Here is a 17,430-nt window from a genome sequence, read left to right as displayed (position 1 = left end):
ATGGCCGCAGCTCCCAGGGCCGAGGTCAATGGCGGCACTGCGACGCGGATCCGCGTCGTCATCGTCACCATGGATACCCATGTCGCCAGCGCGACGGCCCGGGCGCATCTGGCGCTGAAGCGGGATCTGCCGGGCCTCGAGCTCAGCGTCCACGCAGCCTCCGAATGGTCCGCCGATCCGCGAACGCTCGCCCGCTGTCTCGAAGCGATCGCCGGCGCCGACATCGTGATCAACACGATGCTGTTCATGGAGGATCATTTCCTGCCGCTGCTGCCGGCGCTGCAGGCTCGGCGGGAGGCTTGCGACGCGATGGTCTGCATCATGTCGGCCGGCGAGGTCACCAAGATGACCAGGCTGGGCCGCTTCAGGATGGACGGCCCGTCGAGCGGCCCGATGGCCCTGCTCAAGCGGCTGCGCGGCAACAAGGGCAAGCCGGGCGGCGGCGGCGCCAGCCAGATGAAGATGCTGCGCCGGCTGCCGCAGATCCTGCGCTTCATTCCGGGCACGGCCCAGGATGTGCGCGCCTATTTCCTGACGCTGCAATACTGGCTGGCAGGCTCGGAAGAGAACATCGCCAATCTCGTGCGCTTCCTCGTCGACCGTTATGCCGATGGCGAGAGGCGGGTGCTGCGCGGCACGCTCAAGGTCGGCAAGCCGGCCGAGTATCCCGAGACCGGCGTCTATCATCCGGCCATGCCCGGTCGGGTCAGCGCCGAGGCCGGGCAGGTGCCCGCGCGGGCCGGTGCCAAGGGCACGGTCGGGCTTCTGGTCCTGCGCTCCTATGTGCTGGCGGGCAATTCCGCCCATTACGACGGCGTGATCCGGGCGTTCGAGGCGCGGGGCCTCAACGTCCTGCCGGTCTTCGCGACCGGGCTCGATGCGCGCGAGGCGATCGATGCCTTCTTCTTCAAGAACGGCCGCCCGGTCATCGACGCGCTGGTCTCGCTGACCGGCTTCTCGCTGGTCGGCGGCCCGGCCTACAACGACTCGCAGGCGGCGCAGGACGTCTTGGCGCGGCTCGACGTGCCCTATCTTGCGGCGCACCCGGCCGAGTTCCAAACGCTCGACCAGTGGGGCCCGTCGGATCGCGGCCTCTTGCCGGTCGAATCGACGATCATGGTCGCGATTCCCGAGCTCGACGGCGCGACCGGGCCGATCATCTTCGGCGGGCGCACGGAACAGGCCGGGCACTGCACCGGCTGCAGCCGCTCCTGCCAGTTCCCGCCCAGCGAGGGCCAGCGCGACATGCATGTCTGCGCCGAGCGCGCCGAGGTACTGGCGGCGCGGACCGAGAAGCTGGTGGCGCTGCGGCGCTCGGCCCGGGCCGAGCGCAAGGTCGGCATCGTGCTGTTCAACTTCCCGCCCAATGCCGGCAACACCGGGACGGCGGCCTATCTCTCGGTGTTCGAATCGCTGCACCGGACGCTGCTGGCGATGCGGGCCGAGGGCTACAGCGTCGCGGTTCCCGACAGCGTCGATGGGCTGCGCCAGGCGATCATCGAGGGCAATGCCTCGCGCTATGGCGCGATGGCGAATGTCCATGTCCGAATCGGCGCGGGCGAGCATATCCGGCGCGAGCGCTGGCTCTCCGAGATCGAGGCCCAATGGGGCCCCGCGCCGGGTCGCCAGCAGAGCGACGGCTCCTCGATCTTCGTGCTCGGCGAGCGCTTCGGGAATGTCTTCGTCGGCATCCAGCCGAGCTTCGGCTATGAGGGCGATCCGATGCGCCTGCTCTTCGAGAAGGGCTTTGCGCCGACGCATGCCTTCTCGGCCTTCTACCGCTGGATGCGCGAGGATTTCGCCGCTCATGCCGTGCTGCATTTCGGCACCCATGGCGCGCTCGAATTCATGCCCGGCAAGCAGAGCGGACTCTCGGCCCAGTGCTGGCCGGACCGGCTGATCGGCGACCTGCCCAACATCTATCTCTACGCCTCGAACAACCCCTCCGAGGGCGCGATCGCCAAGCGGCGCGGGGCTGCCACGCTGATCAGCTATCTGACGCCGCCGGTGGCCTCGGCCGGGCTCTATCGCGGGCTGATCGAGCTCAAGGGATCGCTCGACCGCTGGCGGGGCCTCGCCCCGGACGAGGTGCGCGAACGGGATGAACTCGCCGTGCTGGTCCAGGCCCAGGCCGCTGCGCTCGATCTCGCGCTCGCCGAACCGGCCTGGAGCCGCCAGGACCTGCCGCCGCGCGTCGCCCGGCTGACCGAGACGGTGCTGGAGCTCGAATACACGCTGATTCCGCATGGGCTGCATGTGGTCGGCGAGCCGCTGTCGACCGAAGAGCGCGTCGACATGCTGCTGGCGATGGCGGAATCGAGCCATGGCCTGCGGCCCGACCGGACGCTGATCGAAGATCTCGTCGCAGGGCTGGGCCCGGAGCGGGCAATGAAGGCCCATGGCATCGAGCCGCAGGGCACGATGCTGGCGATGTTGACCGAACTGGCGGCCGCCGATGCGCTGCTGGCGCAGGATCATGAGATCCAAGGCCTGATGCGGGGGCTGGACGGGCGCTTCATCCGCCCGGCGCCGGGCGGCGACCTGCTGCGGACACCGGCGGTGCTGCCGACCGGGCGGAATCTGCACGGCTTCGACCCCTTCCGCATTCCCAGCGCCTATGCGGTGCAGGATGGCGCGAAACAGGCAGCCCGGCTGCTCGACCGGCATCTGGCGGACGGCAACCCGCTGCCGGAGACCGTCGCGCTGGTGTTGTGGGGCACCGACAATCTCAAGACCGAGGGCGCGCCGATCGCCCAGGCGCTGGCGCTGATGGGCGCCGCGCCGCGCTTCGACGGCTATGGCCGGCTCGCGGGCGCGCAGCTGATCCCGCAGGACCAGCTCCAGCGCCCGCGCATCGATGTGGTGATGTCGCTGTCGGGCATTTTCCGCGATCTCCTGCCGCTGCAGATCAGGCTGCTGGCGGAAGCAGCTTTCCTCGCCGCCAGCGCCGACGAGCCGCCGGAGCGGAACTTCGTGCGCAAGCATGCTCTGGCCTATCAGGCGCAGCATGGCTGCGACCTGGAGACGGCATCGCTGCGGGTCTTCGGCAATGCCGAGGGCGCCTATGGCTCCAATGTCAACAACCTCGTCGAGAGCGGGCGCTGGCAGGACGAGGACGAGCTGGCCGAGACCTATAGCCGCCGCAAGGGTTTCGCCTATGGCCGCGGCGGGCGCGCGGTGCAGCAGCCGGACCTCCTGCGCAGCGTGCTTGGCGGCGTCGAACTCGCCTATCAGAACCTCGATTCGGTCGAGCTCGGGGTGACCACGGTCGACAACTATTTCGATACGCTGGGGGGCATCAGCCGAGCTGTCCGCCGGGCCAAGGGCGGGGTGGCAACGCCGGTCTATATCGGCGATCAGACGCGGGGCGAGGGCACGGTGCGTACGCTGTCCGAGCAGGTCTCGCTGGAGACGCGCACCCGCATGCTCAATCCGAAATGGTATGAGGGCATGCTCAAGCACGGCTATGAGGGCGTGCGGCAGATCGAGACCCATGTCACCAACACGATGGGCTGGTCGGCGACGACGGGCCAGGTCGAGCCCTGGGTCTACCAGAAGCTGACCGAGACCTATCTGCTCGACCCCGCCATGCGCGAGCGGCTGGCGGCGCTCAACCCGACGGCCTCGGCCAAGCTGGCCAACCGCCTGATCGAGGCGCAGGCCCGCCAGTACTGGCAGCCGGACGCCGCGACGCTGGCGGCGCTGCAGCAGGCCGGCGACGAGCTGGAGGACCGGCTCGAGGGCATCGGCATGGATGCGGCGGCATGAGCGAGACCGGGGCGACGCTCAGGCCCGGCACGGGGCCCTTGGCCTATCCCGCGCCATCGGCGGTCCTCGAACTGCTCAAGCCGATCACCTGGTTCCCGCCGATGTGGGCCTTCGCCTGCGGGGTGGTGTCGTCGGGCATGTCGATCGCCGACAATCCCGTCGTCGCGCTGTCGGGCGTCATCTTGGCGGGACCGTTGGTCTGCGCGATGAGCCAGGCGATCAACGACTGGTACGACCGCGAGGTCGATGCGATCAACGAGCCGCACCGGCCGATCCCGTCAGGCCGCATTCCCGGCCGCTGGGGGCTGTACATCGCGATGATCTGGACCGGGCTGTCGCTGGCGGTCGCCTCGCTGCTCGGCTCCTGGGTGCTGATCGCGACTTGCCTCGGGCTGTTCCTGGCCTGGGCCTATAGCGCGCCGCCCTTGCGGCTGAAGCGCAATGGCTGGCTCGGCAATGCGGCCTGCGGCTTCTCCTATGAGGGACTGGCCTGGGTGACGGGTGCTGCGGTGATGCTCGGCGGCGCGCTCCCACCCTGGCCGGTGCTGACGCTGGCGGCGCTCTACAGCCTCGGCGCCCACGGCATCATGACCCTCAACGACTTCAAGGCGATGGAGGGCGACCGGCAAATGGGCATCCGCTCGCTGCCGGTGATGCTCGGGGCGCAGGGCGCGGCGCGGGTCGCCTGCGCGATCATGGCTGCGCCGCAGTTCGGCGTCGTCGCGCTGCTGCTGCAGTGGCAGCGGCCGATCGAGGCCATCGTGGTCGGCGCCTTCCTGACAGGGCAGCTCGCGTTGATGGTTCGCTTCCTGCGCGATCCGGTCGGCAAGGCCCTGTTCTACAGCGGCTTTGGCGTGCCGCTCTTCGTCTTCGGCATGATGGCGAGCGCGGTCGCTGTGCGCAGCCTGCCCGCGGGATTCTAGACGATGGGCCCGCGCGCGGCATGACGGAGCGCGAGCCGGGCTGGCCTGCCAAAGCATGGGTCCGGCTGACAATCGCCGGGCTGGCCATCGTCGCGATCGGCGTCGCCCTGGTGCAATTGCAGGATGCGCGGCGCGGCGTCACCATCGAGGCGATGACGGCGGAGGGCACGCCGATGACGGTGTTCCGCCCGGTCCAGAGCGGGGCCCCCGCCCCCGTGGTCGTGATCGCCCATGGTTTCGCAGGCTCGCAGCAGTTGATGCAGCCCTTCGCGGTGACGCTGGCACGCGCCGGCTACGTCGCGGTGACCTTCGATTTCGCCGGCCATGGCGCCAATCCTGTGCCGCTCACAGGCAGCATTTCCCGCGAGGACGGCGCGACGCGCCGGCTGGTCCAGGAGAGCGGGCACGTCGTCGACAGGGCCAAAGGGCTGGGCGACGGGCGGCTCGCTCTCCTCGGTCATTCGATGGCGACCGACATCATCGTGCGCGTCGCCCAGAGCCGGGCCGATATCGCGGCGACGGTCGCGGTCTCGATGTTCTCGCCCGCCGTCACCGCGACCAGCCCGCGCAACCTGCTGGTCATCGCCGGGGAATGGGAAGGGGGCTTGCGGCGCGAGGCGCTGCGCGCGGTCGGGCTGGTCTCGGCGCCGGCCCCTCCCGAGGCGGGAGTCACCTATGGCGACGTCGCGGCGGGGACCGCCAGGCGCGCCGCCGTCAGTCCCCGGGCCGAGCATGTCGGTGTGCTCTACAATGAGGCGAGCCTGCGCGAGGCGCTGGCCTGGCTCGATGCGAGCCTCGATCGGCCGGCTGCAGCAAACCCCGATCTCGACAGCCGGGGCGTGTGGATCCTGCTGCTGCTCGCCGGCGTCGTCCTGCTGGCCTGGCCGCTCTCGGCGCTGCTGCCACGCGTGGCCTCGCCGCCGGTCGGGGCAGGGCTGGGCTGGCGGCGCATCGCGCTGCCGCTGATCCTGCCGGCGCTGCTGACGCCGATCCTGCTGCGCTTCGTGCCGACAACCTTCCTGCCCGTCATCGTCGGCGACTATCTCGCCGTGCATTTTGCGGCCTATGGCGCCCTCACGGCACTCTGCGTCGCCTTTGTCCAGCGCGGGCGGGACCGCCTGCAGTCGGAGATGTCGCCCGGCCGGCTGGCGGTGGGGACGCTGGCGCTGATGCTGTTCGGGCTCGTCGCGCTCGCCTGGCCGGTCCACAGCTTCGTGACGGCGTTCGTGCCGGCCGGCCACCGCCTGCCGCTCTTTGCCGCGACGCTGGCGGGGACGCTGATCTATTTTCTCGCCGATGAGTGGCTGACGCGCGGGGAGGGCGCTGCGCGCGGGGCGTTCCTCGCCTCGAAACTCGCCTTCCTCATCTCGCTCGGGCTGGCGGTCGCGCTCGACTTCCAGCGGCTGTTCTTCCTCCTGATCATCGTCCCGGTGATCGTGCTGTTCTTCCTCGTCTACGGGCTGTTCAGCGCCTGGGCGTTCCGGCGCTCCGGCCATCCCTTCATGGCCGGCATCGCCAATGCCTTCGCCTTCGCCTGGGCGATCGCCGCGACCTTCCCGCTGGTGGCGCGCTGATGGTGCGATCCGGGACGGGAAAGCAGTTGACGTTGCTTCGGCGACTTGCTCGGCTGATAGAGACTTCGATCGTTCACGAAGGCGCCCTCGGGGCCCAGGCTTAGGTCATTCGTCCATGCTCCTGAAAATCGGTACGCGCCGCAGCCCCCTCGCCATCGCGCAGACGAACTACATCGCCTCGCTGATCAAGGCGAAGCATCCCGAGACGGAGTTCTCGCTGCACCCGATCGCGACGATCGCCGACAAGGACCGCGTCTCCGAATTCCACCAGTTCGGCATCATCGGCGTGTTCTCGACCGAGCATGAGGACCAGCTGACCTCGGGCGAGGTCGACATCGTCGTGCATTCGCTGAAGGACCTGCCGACGACGCTGCGCGACGGGCTGGTGCTGGCGGCGGTGCCCGAGCGGGTCGATCCGCGCGACGTGCTCTGCGGCTCGACGCTGGCCGATCTGCGCGAGGGTGCGCGCGTCGGCACCGGCTCGCTGCGCCGGCGCTCGCAGATCCTGAGCCTGCGGCCCGATGTCGAGGTGGTGCCGATCCGCGGCAATGTCGGGCCGCGGCTGGCCAAGATCAACGGCGATGACGGGTTGGACGCGGTGATCCTGGCCCAGGCCGGGCTGCAGCGCCTCGGCCTCGAAGGTGCGACCTCGGAGCTGCTCGACCCGATCCTGTTTCCCTACGCGATCGGGCAGGGGGCGCTCGGCGTGCAGGCGCGGGACGACAACCCGACGATCCTTTCCATGCTCAAGGACATCGAGGACCCCAAGGCGCGCGCCGAGGTCGATTGCGAGCGGGCGCTGCTGCATGCGCTCGGCGCCGGCTGCAGCCTGCCCGTGGGCGCGAGCGCGACCTGGCAGGGCGACCGGCTGTTCCTGCATGCTCAGATCACCGCCCATGACGGATCCCAGCGCATCACCGCCAGCGACGACCGCCCGGGACGCGAGGCGGTCGAGCTCGGCCTCGTGACCGCCGAGGCGCTGCGGCTGGCGGGCGGCGTCGACGTGCTGGAAGCCTCCTATCGCAGCGTCGGCGCGCATTTCAAATATGTCGGGGCCTGAAGCCGCCCTCAGCTTCGCGCTGTGTTCGGGTTCATCCGCCAGACGGTGTAGTTCAGGAACGCCGCGAAGCTGACCCAGGCGAGATAGGGGACGAGCAGCCAGGCGGCGAGGGCATCGATCGGCGAGAACAACATGATCAGCGCCGCGATCGAGAGCCACAGCGCGCAGACATTGACGAAGGCCAAGTCCATCCGGCGCAGGCCGAAGAACATCCCCGACCACATCGCGTTCAGGACGAGCTGGATGCCGTAGACGGCCAGCGGCATCCCTGCGCCGGCGAAACCCGCCTTGCGCCAGACCAGCCAGCCGGATGCCGCGATCATGCAGTAGAGCAGCGTCCAGGCCGGTGGGAAGAGCCAGTTCGGCGGCCGCCACCAGGGCTTCGCCAAGCCCTCATACCAGGCGCCGGGCTTGAAGATCGCGCCCGAACTCGCCGCCGCCACACAGGCGACGACGAAGCCCGCCAGGCCCAGGCCATCCGTCAGCGTCATGAGTCTGCCACCACTCGATCGTCCGAAGACAAGGCAGACAGGCTAGCATAGCCCATGCGTTGCGCCGCCACGAATTGGGAATGGGGCGCGAGCGACCGCGTGGCGGGTGAGGGCTGCCTTCTCGGGTCCATGCCGGCGAACTCCAGCGGGGATTAAAGTGCCTGCACAAATTCGGTTCAGGCGATCAAATTGTATCCATTTTATCGGAGTGGGGGGAGGTCGGGCCCGGGATCTGGTGCGGCCGCCGCGGCGGCCATCCGGTCATTCCGCCTGCGCTGGGCGCATGCCTGTTGTCCGATAATCGTCTCAAACGATGCGGGGCTGGGTCGAGTTTGCGGTCGAAAGCGCTTCGCGCCACAAGATTTCTCAGATGCAATGACTGGCCGACCGCGCCTGTCCAAAGGAGGCGCCGGCTGTTCGAGTCGGATCGCCACCTCGCGCGCAGCCGTGTTGGATACAATTAACCGGGGCTGGCATGCTCGTTGCAGAGCTGCCCAGGGCCGCGCCGCGGTCCGTGTATCCTGGGTTGGAGGTCCGCATGCAGCGCCCTGTTTCGCTCTCGTCGCCCTGCCTAAGCCTTCCACGATGCATCTCCGGTCCCCTCGCGGCGCTGGTGGTTGGTGCGACCCTCCTGTTCGGCGCGGCCGGGCCGGCATCCGCCCAGGAGAAGGTGCTGCGGGTGGCGATGACCGCGGGCGACATTCCCGATTGGACGGGCCATCCCGACCAGGGCGCCGAGGGCCAGCGCTTCGTCGGCTTCTCGCTCTATGACAGCTTCCTGAACTGGGACCTAACGCGGTCCGACCGCGAGGCGGTGCCGACGGCGGGGCTGGCCTCGAAATGGTATCCGGACCCGACCAACACCAGGCGCTGGATCTTCGAGCTGCGGCGCGACGTGAAGTTCCATGACGGCTGCCCCTGGAACGCCGAGGCTGCGCTCTGGAACATCGCCCGCATCACCGACGACAAGGTGCCGCAGTTCAATCCCGTCCATTACGCGCGCAACCGCTCGCGCACGATCAATGTCGCGGGTGCCGTCAAGATCGACGACTACACCATCGCGGTCGACACCAAGGTCCCGGAGGCCGTCTTCCCCTACAACATGGCCGTCTGGTTCGTCATCTCGAAATGCGCGCTGGAGAAGGCGGGTTACGACTACAAGGTCTATGCGCTCTCGCCGCAGGGGTCTGGGCCCTACAAATTCGGCTCGGTCGTGCCGCGCGAGCGGCTCGAGCTGGTGCGCAACCCCGATTATTGGAACCCCGCCCGCGTCCCGAAGCATGATCGCATGGTGCTGATCCCGATGCCGGAAGCGACGACGCGGGCGGCCGCGCTGTTGTCCGGCCAGGTCGACTTCATCGAGGCGCCGTCGCCCGACACGCTGCCGCGGCTGAAGGCGGCCGGCATGCGCGTGACCACGCTGACCTATCCGCACAACTGGCACTACCAGTTCAACTTCCAGCGCGGGCCCTTCAAGGACCTCCGCATCCGCCAGGCCGCCAACCACGCGATGGACCGCCAGGAGATGGTCGACATGCTCGGTGGCATTGCCGAGGCCAGCCAGGCGCTGTTCACGCCGCACCAGGCGATCTACGGCAAGCCCAAGACCTACCCCTACGATCCCAAGAAGGCGACCGCGCTGCTGAAGGAGGCCGGTTGCTACCCCTGCGCGATCACGGTCGGCATCTCGACCTCGGGCTCGGGCCAAATGCAGCCGCTGCCGATGAACGAGCTGGTCAAGGCGCAGCTCGAGGCGGTCGGTTTCAGGGTCAAGTTCGAGGTTCTCGACTGGAACGCCCTGCTCGACCTGTTCTTCAAGGGCTGGGAGCGCGCGCCGAGCTATGACGCGATCAATATCTCGCTCGGCTCGGTCGACCCGGTCTCCGGCATGATCGGCCATTTCGCCACCTCGCGGCGGGCTCCGGGCGGGTGGAACTGGGGCTGGTTCGACAACAAGGAGTTCGACGAACTCGCCGAGAAGGCGATGAACACCTTCGAGCCGGAGAAGTCGCTGGCGCTGTTCATCCGCCTGCACGAGATCGTCAGCGAGCAGGCGGGCCGGCTCTTCATCGTCCACGACCTGAACCCGCGGGCCATGTCGCCCAAGGTCAAGGGCTTCGTCCCGGCCCAGAGCTGGATGCAGGACTTCGTGACGATCAGCCTCGACTGAGCGTCACCGGCGCGGGGGCGGTTTCCTCCCCGGCCCGCCTCCGCGCCACCCCTTTCTCTCCACGTTCCGCCGCCCATCGCTCGTCAGGAGGCCCGTGCCATGTCCGCACCGTTGCATTTCATGACCGTCGCAGACCTGGCCAAGGCGATCGCGGCGAAGACCGTCTCCCCGGTCGAGCTGACCAAGGCGCTGATCGCCCGCGTCGCGGCGCTCGACGGGATGACGCATGCCTTCATCGAGGTGACCGCCGACCTCGCCCTCGCCCAGGCGAAGAAGGCGGAGGCGGAGGTGATGACGGGGATCAGCCGCGGTCCGCTGCATGGCGTGCCGGTCGGGCTGAAGGACATCATCGACCTCAAGGGCGTGCGCACCACCGCCCATTCGCACCAGCTCATCGACAACTGGGCGACCGACGACGCCTTCGTCACCCAGAAGCTGAAGGCGGCGGGCGCCGTCATCCTCGGCAAGCTCGCGACCCATGAATTCGCCATGGGCGGACCCTCCTTCGACCTGCCCTTTCCGCCGGCGCGCAACCCGTGGAACCTCGCGCATTTCACCGGCGGCTCCTCCTCGGGCTCGGGCGCCGCGGTGGCGGCCGGCTTCGTGCCGGCAGCGCTGGGCACCGACACCGGCGGCTCGATCCGTCTGCCGGCCGCTTTCTGCGGCATCGTCGGGATGAAGCCGACCTATGGGCTGGTCTCGCGGCGCGGCGTGCTGCCGCTCTCGCAAAGCCTCGACCATATCGGCCCGATGACCTGGACGGTCGAGGACAACGCTCTCCTCATGAAGGTTCTGGCCGGGCACGACCAGCTCGACCCCGCCAGCGCCGACCGGCCCGATCCCACGCCCGAGGCGCTACTGGGCGCTGGCGTGAAAGGTCTGCGCATCGGCTATCTGCCCTCGCTCGGGGCCCAGGCCGAGGCCACGGATGAGGTGCAAAGCGCGGTCGAAGGCGTCGCGACGACGCTCGCGGGCCTCGGGGCGACAGTCGAGGAGGTGACGCTGCCGCCGCTGGCCGATTTCGCCGCCTGCGGGATGATGATCCTGCTCTCGGAGGCCTTCGCCATCCACGAGCCCAACATCCAGGCGCGGCCCGAGCTCTATGGCGAGATCCTGCGCGACCGGCTGCTGCTCGCCGGGCTGATCGACGCCAGCGACTATGTCCAGGCGCTGCGGATGCGCACGGAGCTGGTCGCGGCTGTCGCCAGGACGATGTCGCGCTACGACATCATCGTCTGCGCCGCAACCGCGACGCCCGCACCGGTGATCACCGAGATCCCGAAATTCGGCCTGTTCGCCAAGCCGCCGCTGACATTCCCCTTCAACGTCACCGGCATGCCGTCGCTGACGATGTGCTGCGGCTTCTCGGCCTCGGGCCTGCCGCTCTCGGTCCAGATCGCCGGCCATGCCTTCGGCGAGGCGACGATCTACCGCGCCGCCCAGGCCTACGAGGCCGCGACCGCCTGGCGGGAACGGCGGCCGAGCCCGGAGGCCGCCGCGCCGATGAGTCTCGCCGCCGAATAACCGCCGCCCGCCCTTTCATTCGAATCCCGGAGGCCGCCATGACCGACACGCCCGCCACGCCGATCCCGATCGAGGCCAAGCTTGCCGAATACGGCCTGAAGGTCGGCCCGGAAACGCTGGAGTCGCTCAAGGGCTCCGTCGCCGATCTCGAAGCCGCCGCCCGCACCATCCGGGTCAAGCGCAGCTACCTGCAGGAGCCCATTCACGCGCTCCGGCTCTGGACCAAGTGAAGGGGGCCGCCATGACCGCGCTGCACGATCTGACCATCGCCGAGGCCGCTCCGCTGCTGAAGGCCAAGAAGCTCTCCCCGGTCGAACTGACCGCGTCCTATCTCTCCCGGATTGAGGCCTTCGACGGGCAGCTCAACGCCTTCATCCGCGTGTTGCCCGAGCAGGCGATGGCGGCCGCGCGCAAGGCCGAGGGCGAGATCATGAGGGGCGACTACAAAGGGCCGCTGCATGGCGTCCCGATCGGGCTGAAGGATATCTACAACACGAAGGGCATTCCCACGACCGGCCATTCCGCCCTCTACAAGGACCATGTGCCGGAAGAGGACGCGACGACGACGCGCCTGCTGGCCGAGGCCGGCACCATCCTGCTCGGCAAGCTCTCGACCTGGGAGTTCGCGATCGGCGGCACCTCCTTCGACTTGCCCTGGCCGCCGGCGAAGAACCCCTGGAACCTCGCCCATGATCCGGCGGGGTCTTCCTCGGGGTCTGGCGCGGCGATCGCGGCCGGGCTCGCCATGGGCTCGATGGGCACCGACACCGGCGGCTCGATCCGCGGGCCGGCGGCCTGGTGCGGGATTTCCGGGCTGAAACCGACGTATGGGCTGGTCAGCCGCCGGGGCATCCTGCCGCTCTCCTTCAGCCTCGACCATGGCGGGCCGATGTGCTGGACCAGCGAGGACTGCGCGCTGATGATGGAGGTGCTGGCGCAGCACGACCCGCTCGACCCCGGCAGCGCCGACGTCGCGAAGCCCGATTTCGCCGGTTCGCGGCAGAAGGACGTGAAGGGGCTGCGCATCGGCGTGGTCAGGCACTTCTTCGAGAGCGACGCCGAGACCGATCCCGAGATCAAGGCCGGCATCGAGGCGGCGCTGGTGACCTTCCGGGAGCTGGGCTGCGCGGTGACGGACGTCACGCTGTCGCCGCTCTCGGCCTATGGCGACGCGGCAGCGCTGATCTCGCGCTCGGAGGCCTTCGCCTTCCATGAGGAGACGCTGATGGCGACGCCTGAGCTTTATGGCGAGCTTGCCCGCCAGCGCATCATGATGGGCGCCTTCATCCGCGCCTGCGACTATGTCAACGCGCTGCGCGAGCGCGGCCGGCTGATCGCCGAGATCGCGAGCGTGTTCGAAAGCGTCGACGTGCTGATCTGTCCGACCATGCCGGGCGTGGCGCCGAAGCTCGGCGACCTCGGCAACATGATGTCGCGCTCGCGGCCCTCCTTCACCCGCGTCTTCAACCTCACCGGCTCGCCGGCCCTATCGGTCTGTTCGGGTTTCTCAACGGCGGGGCTGCCCCTGAACATGCAGATCGTCGGGCGGCCCTTCCAGGACGATCTCGTGCTGCGGGTCGGCAGCGCTTTCGAGAAGGCGACCAGCTACCGCGACCTGCGCCCGGCCCAATGGGCGCAGCAGGCGCTCGCCGCCGAGTGACCCGGTGCATTTCCCCCTTTCGCGGAGACGATCATGAGCGAGACCATCTCGACCGAAGCCTTCCAGGTGCTGCTCGACCGGGCGGGTATCCGCGTAAAGCCCGAGCACATGGAGGAGATGCGCAGCGCCTTTATGCTGCTGCAGGCGATGCGGGAGCGCGTGCGCAAGCCCCGCGGCTATGATGCCGAACCGGCTCATATCTTCGCGCCAATGGGCCGCTGAGATGACCGGCGATCCCACGCTGCTCACCATCCGCGAGGCCTCGACCCTCATCGCCGAGCGCAAACTCTCGCCGGTCGAGCTGACCAAGGCCTGCATCGCCCGTACGGAGGCGCTGGACGCGACCTTGAGCACCTATGTCGCCTTCACGCCGGAGCTGGCGCTGGACGCGGCCAGGGCCGCGGAGGCCGAGATCGGGACAAGCGGGCCGCGCGGCCCGATGCACGGCATCCCGGTCGGGCTCAAGGACATCTACGACACGGCGGGCGTGGCGACGACGGCCCACTCCAACCTGTTGAAGAGCCGCGTGCCGGCCGAGGACGCCTTCACGGTGACGAAGCTGCGCGAGAGCGGCGCGGTGATCACCGGCAAGCTCGGGACCTTCGAATTCGCGATCGGCGGGCCCTCCTTCGATTTGTTCACGCTGCCCGCCCGCAACCCCTGGGACCCGGCGCGCACGACGGGCGGATCCTCCTCCGGTTCGGGCGCGGCGGTCGCCGCCGGCATGGTGCTGGGCGCGACCGGCTCGGACACCGGCGCCTCGATCCGCAGCCCGTCCTCGCTCTGTGGGCTGGCCGGGATCAAGCCGACCTATGGGCTGCTTTCGCGAAGGGGCATCCTGCCGCTGTCGCAATCGCTGGACCATGCCGGGCCGATGTGCTGGACGGTCGAGGATGCGGCGCTGATGCTGCAGGCGATGGTGGGCCATGATCCGCTCGATCCGGCCTGCGCCGATGTGGCTGTGCCCGACTTCACAGAAAAACTCGACGAGACGGTGAAGGGCAAGACCATCGGCGTAATCCGCCATTTCCACGAGACCGACCATGAGGCGGCGCCGCCCGTGCTGGCGGCGATCGAGCAGGCGATTGCGGTCTACCGATCTCTCGGCTGCGTGATCAAGGAGGTAACACTGCCGCCGCTGATGGATTTCGCCGCGGTGGGGCTGATCATCATGTCATCGGAGGCCTTCGCGATCCACGAGGCGGATCTGCGGGCGACGCCGGAGCTTTATGGCGAGATCGCCCGCGACCGGATCAGCATGGGCGGGCTGCTGACGGGGGCGGATTACGTGCAGGCGCTGCGACGTCGGCAGGAGCTGTGCGCCGCCGTGGCCGAGGCGATGATCGGCGTCGACGTGCTGCTGACGGCCGGCTCGCCCTTCCCGGCGCAGCCGATCGACAATGTGCCGAAATGGCTGATGTACCAGAAGCCTTCGATCACCATGCCCTTCAACGTCACAGGCCTGCCGGCTCTGGCTCTTTGCGCCGGCTACGAGCCGGGAACGGGCTTGCCGGTCGCGATGCAGCTGGTGGGGCACCCCTTCGCCGAGACGACCGTGTTCCAGCTCGGCCACGCCTATGAGCAGGCGACCCAGTGGCGCGCGACCCGGCCCGCCCTGCTCGCCGCCTGATCCCTTGCTGGGCGAATCGCCGGGGCCGCCCGCTCCCCTTGCCACCCCTCTGAGGAATTCGCCGCGCCATGGCCGAGGCCCGTAACACCGTTCAGGCCGGCATTCTCTGGATGATTCTGAGCACGGCCTTCCTGGCGGGTGGCAATTCGCTGGTCCGGCAGATCGCGACCGAACTGCACCCGTTCCAGATCAGCTTCCTGACCAACCTGATCATGCTCGTCTTCGTCTGGCCGCAGTTGCGGGGCGGGGCGGGAATGCCGGACCGGCGCGAGAAGCGAAGGCTCTACGGCATCATGACTGCGGTCGGCTGCGTCTCGAACCTGACCTGGTTCTATGCGCTCGCCCATGTGCCGCTGGCCAAGGCCACCGCGATGACCTTCGCGGCACCGATCATCGTGACGGCGCTGGCCGGCGTCCTGCTCGGCGAGAGCGTCTCGCGCAGCCGCTGGGTCGCGGTGATGGTCGGCTTCGTCGGCGTGATGGTGATCTCGCGGCCGGGCTTCGTCGCACTCGACGCCGGCACGATCGCGCTGATGATCTCGACCCTGTCGATGGCCTCGATGTACCTGATCTCGAAGCGTCTCACGCAGATCGAGAGCACCAGCCGCATCGTCGCCGTGACCACCCTGATCCCGGTGGTCACCGGCCTGATCCCCGCCGTGCTCTACTGGCGGACGCCGTCCTTCGACATGATGCTGTTTCTGGTGGTGATGGCGGTGGCGATGTTCGTCGGCCGGCTGACGCTGTTCCTGGCGCTGCGCAACGCGCCGGCCTCGACGGTCATGCCGTTCGACTTCGCCCGCCTGCCCTTCATCGCGCTGTTCGCCTGGCTCGCCTACCAGGAGATTCCCGATCGCTGGGCGTTGTTTGGCGCCGCGATCGTGATGAGCGCCACCCTTTTCATCTTCCAGGACGAGCATCGCAAGCAGCGCCGGCTGCCGGCTTAGCCGGTGTCGGCATTCCGCCGCCCGCGAGCTGCGGGCATCCGCCCCTCGAAGGAGATCTGAGCCATGCCGACACCGATTGCATCCGAAGCCGAGATGGGCGCCTTCCTGGCGCGCGCCGGCTTCAGCCTGACGCCGGAGCAGGTCGCCGAATATGCCGAGGCCTATGGCTACATCGTCGAAATGTCCGCCCGGATCCGCGGCGAGCGCAGCTACATGGCCGAACCGGCCCATGTCTTCAGCTTCCCGAGCGAGGAGAGCGCCCGATGAGCACGGACATCCTGACCATCAGCGAGGCCGCGGCCCTGATCAAGGCCGGCCAGCTCTCCCCGGTCGAGCTGACCGAGATGTGCCTTTCCCGCGCCAAGGCCTTCGAGCCGGAGCTTCACGCCTTCGTCACCCTGACCGAGGACCGCGCCCGGGCCGACGCGAAGAAAGCGGAAGCCGAGATCAAGGCCTCGGGTCCGACATCGCCGCTGCACGGCATCCCGATCGGTCTCAAGGACATCATCGACACCAAGGGCATCCTGACCACCTGCCAGTCCGCCCACAACATCGGCAATGTCCCCGACACCGACGCGACCTGCGCCGCGGCGCTCGATGCCGCCGGCACCGTGCTGATGGGCAAGCTGACCACGCATGAATTCGCCGATGGCGGCCCCTCCTTCGACCTTCCCTGGCCGCCCTCGCGCAATCCCTGGAACACGCAGCGCTTCACCGCGGGCTCCTCGAGCGGCACGGGGGCAGCGGTTGCGGCCGGGCTCGTGCTCGGCGGGCTCGGCACCGACACCGGCGGCTCGATCCGCGGCCCTGCGGCGCTCTGCGGCATCGTCGGCCTGAAGCCGACCTATGGGCTTGTCAGCCGCGCCGGCGTCGCGCCAGCGGCCTATTCGCTCGACCATATCGGCCCGATGGCCTGGACGACGGAGGATTGCGCGCTGATGCTGCAGGCACTCGCGGGCCATGACCCCGCCGACCCCGCCAGCGCGAACAGGCCGGTGCCCGACTACACCGCCGGGCTCGGCAAGGGGGCGAAGGGGCTGAAAGTCGGTGTGCTCAGCCGCTGGCACGAGACCGACAGGCCGGTGGCGCCTGCGGTCAAGGCCGGCATCGACGCGGCGCTTTCGACCTATGAGAGCCTCGGCGCGGAGATCGTCGAGATCAAGCTCTCGGCCATGCAGGAATACACGGCCGCCGGCTTCTTCATCTCGACCATCGAGCGCGGGGCCGCCTATGAGCGGATGATGCTGAAGAATCCCGAGAAGTTCGGGCAGCGCTATCGCGACCGCCTGGTCTTCGCCGCGCTCTGCACCGGCATGGACTATGTTCAGGCGCTGCGGCGCCGGCGCGAGCTGATCACGGAAATGGCGGCGGCGATGGCCGGCGTCGATGTGGTGCTGACGGCCGGCAATCCCGACGAGGCGCCGCCGATCGACCAGGTGCCGCGCTGGGACAATCTCGACAAGCCGAACTTCACCATGGCCTTCAACCTGACCGGGATGCCGGCGATCTGCGTGCCCTCGGGCTTCGGCCCGAATGGCCTGCCGGTCGCGATCCAGCTCGCGGCCCGGCCCTTCGGCGAGGCGGTGCTGCTGCAGGCGGCGCATGCCTTCGAACAGGCCACGCCCTGGCGGCACAGGCGCCCGGCCATGCTCGGCCTGGCAAAAGCCGCCTGAGGCGGCCCCG

14 protein-coding genes are annotated in these 17,430 nt (G+C 68.8%); 13 read left to right on the top strand and 1 reads right to left on the bottom strand.

Annotation, left to right across the window (positions count from 1 at the left end; genetic code table 11):
* The 4 genes from Q8M82_RS03015 (at position 1) to hemC (ending at position 7,325) form a co-directional block, all read left to right on the top strand.
* Positions 1–3,768, top strand: coding sequence for a magnesium chelatase subunit H (locus Q8M82_RS03015; RefSeq protein WP_305689899.1), 3,768 nt, complete (start codon positions 1–3; stop codon positions 3,766–3,768).
* Positions 3,765–4,691 (top strand): chlorophyll synthase ChlG, encoded by a 927-nt coding sequence (chlG, locus tag Q8M82_RS03010; protein WP_305689898.1) that lies wholly within the window; start codon positions 3,765–3,767, stop codon positions 4,689–4,691. Before Q8M82_RS03015 ends, chlG begins: the two co-directional genes overlap by 4 nt.
* A gap of 20 nt (positions 4,692–4,711) precedes the next feature.
* Complete coding sequence (locus Q8M82_RS03005) at positions 4,712–6,265, top strand: alpha/beta fold hydrolase (RefSeq protein WP_305689897.1); 1,554 nt, start codon at positions 4,712–4,714, stop codon at positions 6,263–6,265.
* Positions 6,266–6,380: 115 nt separating this feature from the next.
* Positions 6,381–7,325 (top strand): hydroxymethylbilane synthase, encoded by a 945-nt coding sequence (gene hemC / locus Q8M82_RS03000; RefSeq protein ID WP_305689896.1) that lies wholly within the window; start codon positions 6,381–6,383, stop codon positions 7,323–7,325.
* Positions 7,326–7,333: 8 nt separating this feature from the next.
* On the opposite strand, the gene Q8M82_RS02995 is transcribed toward hemC, so the two are convergent.
* A complete protein-coding gene (locus Q8M82_RS02995) occupies positions 7,334–7,816 on the bottom strand; it encodes a TspO/MBR family protein (RefSeq protein WP_305689895.1) in 483 nt (160 codons plus the stop codon).
* 538 nt (positions 7,817–8,354) lie between these two features.
* On the opposite strand from Q8M82_RS02995, the gene Q8M82_RS02990 reads away from it, so the two are divergent.
* The 9 genes from Q8M82_RS02990 to Q8M82_RS02950 all read left to right on the top strand — a co-directional run bounded on the left by Q8M82_RS02990 (position 8,355) and on the right by Q8M82_RS02950 (position 17,420).
* Complete coding sequence (locus Q8M82_RS02990; protein WP_305689894.1) at positions 8,355–9,986, top strand: ABC transporter substrate-binding protein; 1,632 nt, start codon at positions 8,355–8,357, stop codon at positions 9,984–9,986.
* A 99-nt stretch (positions 9,987–10,085) separates the two neighbouring features.
* Positions 10,086–11,510, top strand: coding sequence for an amidase (locus Q8M82_RS02985; protein WP_305689893.1), 1,425 nt, complete (start codon positions 10,086–10,088; stop codon positions 11,508–11,510).
* Positions 11,511–11,548: 38 nt separating this feature from the next.
* A complete protein-coding gene (locus Q8M82_RS02980; protein WP_305689892.1) occupies positions 11,549–11,740 on the top strand; it encodes a hypothetical protein in 192 nt (63 codons plus the stop codon).
* Positions 11,741–11,751: 11 nt separating this feature from the next.
* Positions 11,752–13,170 carry an amidase gene (locus Q8M82_RS02975; protein ID WP_305689891.1) on the top strand — a complete coding sequence of 473 codons (1,419 nt, stop codon included), beginning with the start codon at positions 11,752–11,754 and terminating at the stop codon, positions 13,168–13,170.
* Positions 13,171–13,203: 33 nt separating this feature from the next.
* On the top strand, positions 13,204–13,392 hold the full coding sequence (locus Q8M82_RS02970) for a hypothetical protein (protein WP_305689890.1): 189 nt from the start codon (positions 13,204–13,206) through the stop codon (positions 13,390–13,392).
* Position 13,393: 1 nt separating this feature from the next.
* Entirely contained in the window at positions 13,394–14,800 is a 1,407-nt protein-coding gene (locus tag Q8M82_RS02965) for an amidase (protein ID WP_305689889.1), read from the top strand.
* A gap of 68 nt (positions 14,801–14,868) precedes the next feature.
* Complete coding sequence (locus tag Q8M82_RS02960) at positions 14,869–15,747, top strand: DMT family transporter (protein WP_305689888.1); 879 nt, start codon at positions 14,869–14,871, stop codon at positions 15,745–15,747.
* A gap of 63 nt (positions 15,748–15,810) precedes the next feature.
* Positions 15,811–16,014 (top strand): hypothetical protein, encoded by a 204-nt coding sequence (locus tag Q8M82_RS02955; protein WP_305689887.1) that lies wholly within the window; start codon positions 15,811–15,813, stop codon positions 16,012–16,014.
* Positions 16,011–17,420: an amidase gene (locus Q8M82_RS02950; RefSeq protein ID WP_305689886.1), complete on the top strand. Its 1,410-nt coding sequence runs from the start codon at positions 16,011–16,013 to the stop codon at positions 17,418–17,420. Before Q8M82_RS02955 ends, Q8M82_RS02950 begins: the two co-directional genes overlap by 4 nt.
* Positions 17,421–17,430 lie beyond the last annotated feature (10 nt).

Source organism: Allobosea sp., assembly GCF_030694325.1.
In the GTDB taxonomy this organism is placed as follows: domain Bacteria; phylum Pseudomonadota; class Alphaproteobacteria; order Rhizobiales; family Beijerinckiaceae; genus Allobosea.
The sequence above is the reverse complement of the archived record's forward strand: the minus strand, read 5'-3'. Positions and strand labels throughout refer to the sequence as shown.

What these genes read in the sequence shown, in the direction of transcription:
- Q8M82_RS03015 (WP_305689899.1), top strand. Translation starts at nt 1, where the DNA reads ATGGCCGCAGCTCCCAGGGCCGAGGTCAATGGCGGCACTGCGACGCGG.
- chlG (WP_305689898.1), top strand. Translation starts at nt 3,765, where the DNA reads ATGAGCGAGACCGGGGCGACGCTCAGGCCCGGCACGGGGCCCTTGGCC.
- Q8M82_RS03005 (WP_305689897.1), top strand. Translation starts at nt 4,712, where the DNA reads ATGACGGAGCGCGAGCCGGGCTGGCCTGCCAAAGCATGGGTCCGGCTG.
- hemC (WP_305689896.1), top strand. Translation starts at nt 6,381, where the DNA reads ATGCTCCTGAAAATCGGTACGCGCCGCAGCCCCCTCGCCATCGCGCAG.
- Q8M82_RS02995 (WP_305689895.1), bottom strand. Translation starts at nt 7,816, where the DNA reads ATGACGCTGACGGATGGCCTGGGCCTGGCGGGCTTCGTCGTCGCCTGT.
- Q8M82_RS02990 (WP_305689894.1), top strand. Translation starts at nt 8,355, where the DNA reads ATGCAGCGCCCTGTTTCGCTCTCGTCGCCCTGCCTAAGCCTTCCACGA.
- Q8M82_RS02985 (WP_305689893.1), top strand. Translation starts at nt 10,086, where the DNA reads ATGTCCGCACCGTTGCATTTCATGACCGTCGCAGACCTGGCCAAGGCG.
- Q8M82_RS02980 (WP_305689892.1), top strand. Translation starts at nt 11,549, where the DNA reads ATGACCGACACGCCCGCCACGCCGATCCCGATCGAGGCCAAGCTTGCC.
- Q8M82_RS02975 (WP_305689891.1), top strand. Translation starts at nt 11,752, where the DNA reads ATGACCGCGCTGCACGATCTGACCATCGCCGAGGCCGCTCCGCTGCTG.
- Q8M82_RS02970 (WP_305689890.1), top strand. Translation starts at nt 13,204, where the DNA reads ATGAGCGAGACCATCTCGACCGAAGCCTTCCAGGTGCTGCTCGACCGG.
- Q8M82_RS02965 (WP_305689889.1), top strand. Translation starts at nt 13,394, where the DNA reads ATGACCGGCGATCCCACGCTGCTCACCATCCGCGAGGCCTCGACCCTC.
- Q8M82_RS02960 (WP_305689888.1), top strand. Translation starts at nt 14,869, where the DNA reads ATGGCCGAGGCCCGTAACACCGTTCAGGCCGGCATTCTCTGGATGATT.
- Q8M82_RS02955 (WP_305689887.1), top strand. Translation starts at nt 15,811, where the DNA reads ATGCCGACACCGATTGCATCCGAAGCCGAGATGGGCGCCTTCCTGGCG.
- Q8M82_RS02950 (WP_305689886.1), top strand. Translation starts at nt 16,011, where the DNA reads ATGAGCACGGACATCCTGACCATCAGCGAGGCCGCGGCCCTGATCAAG.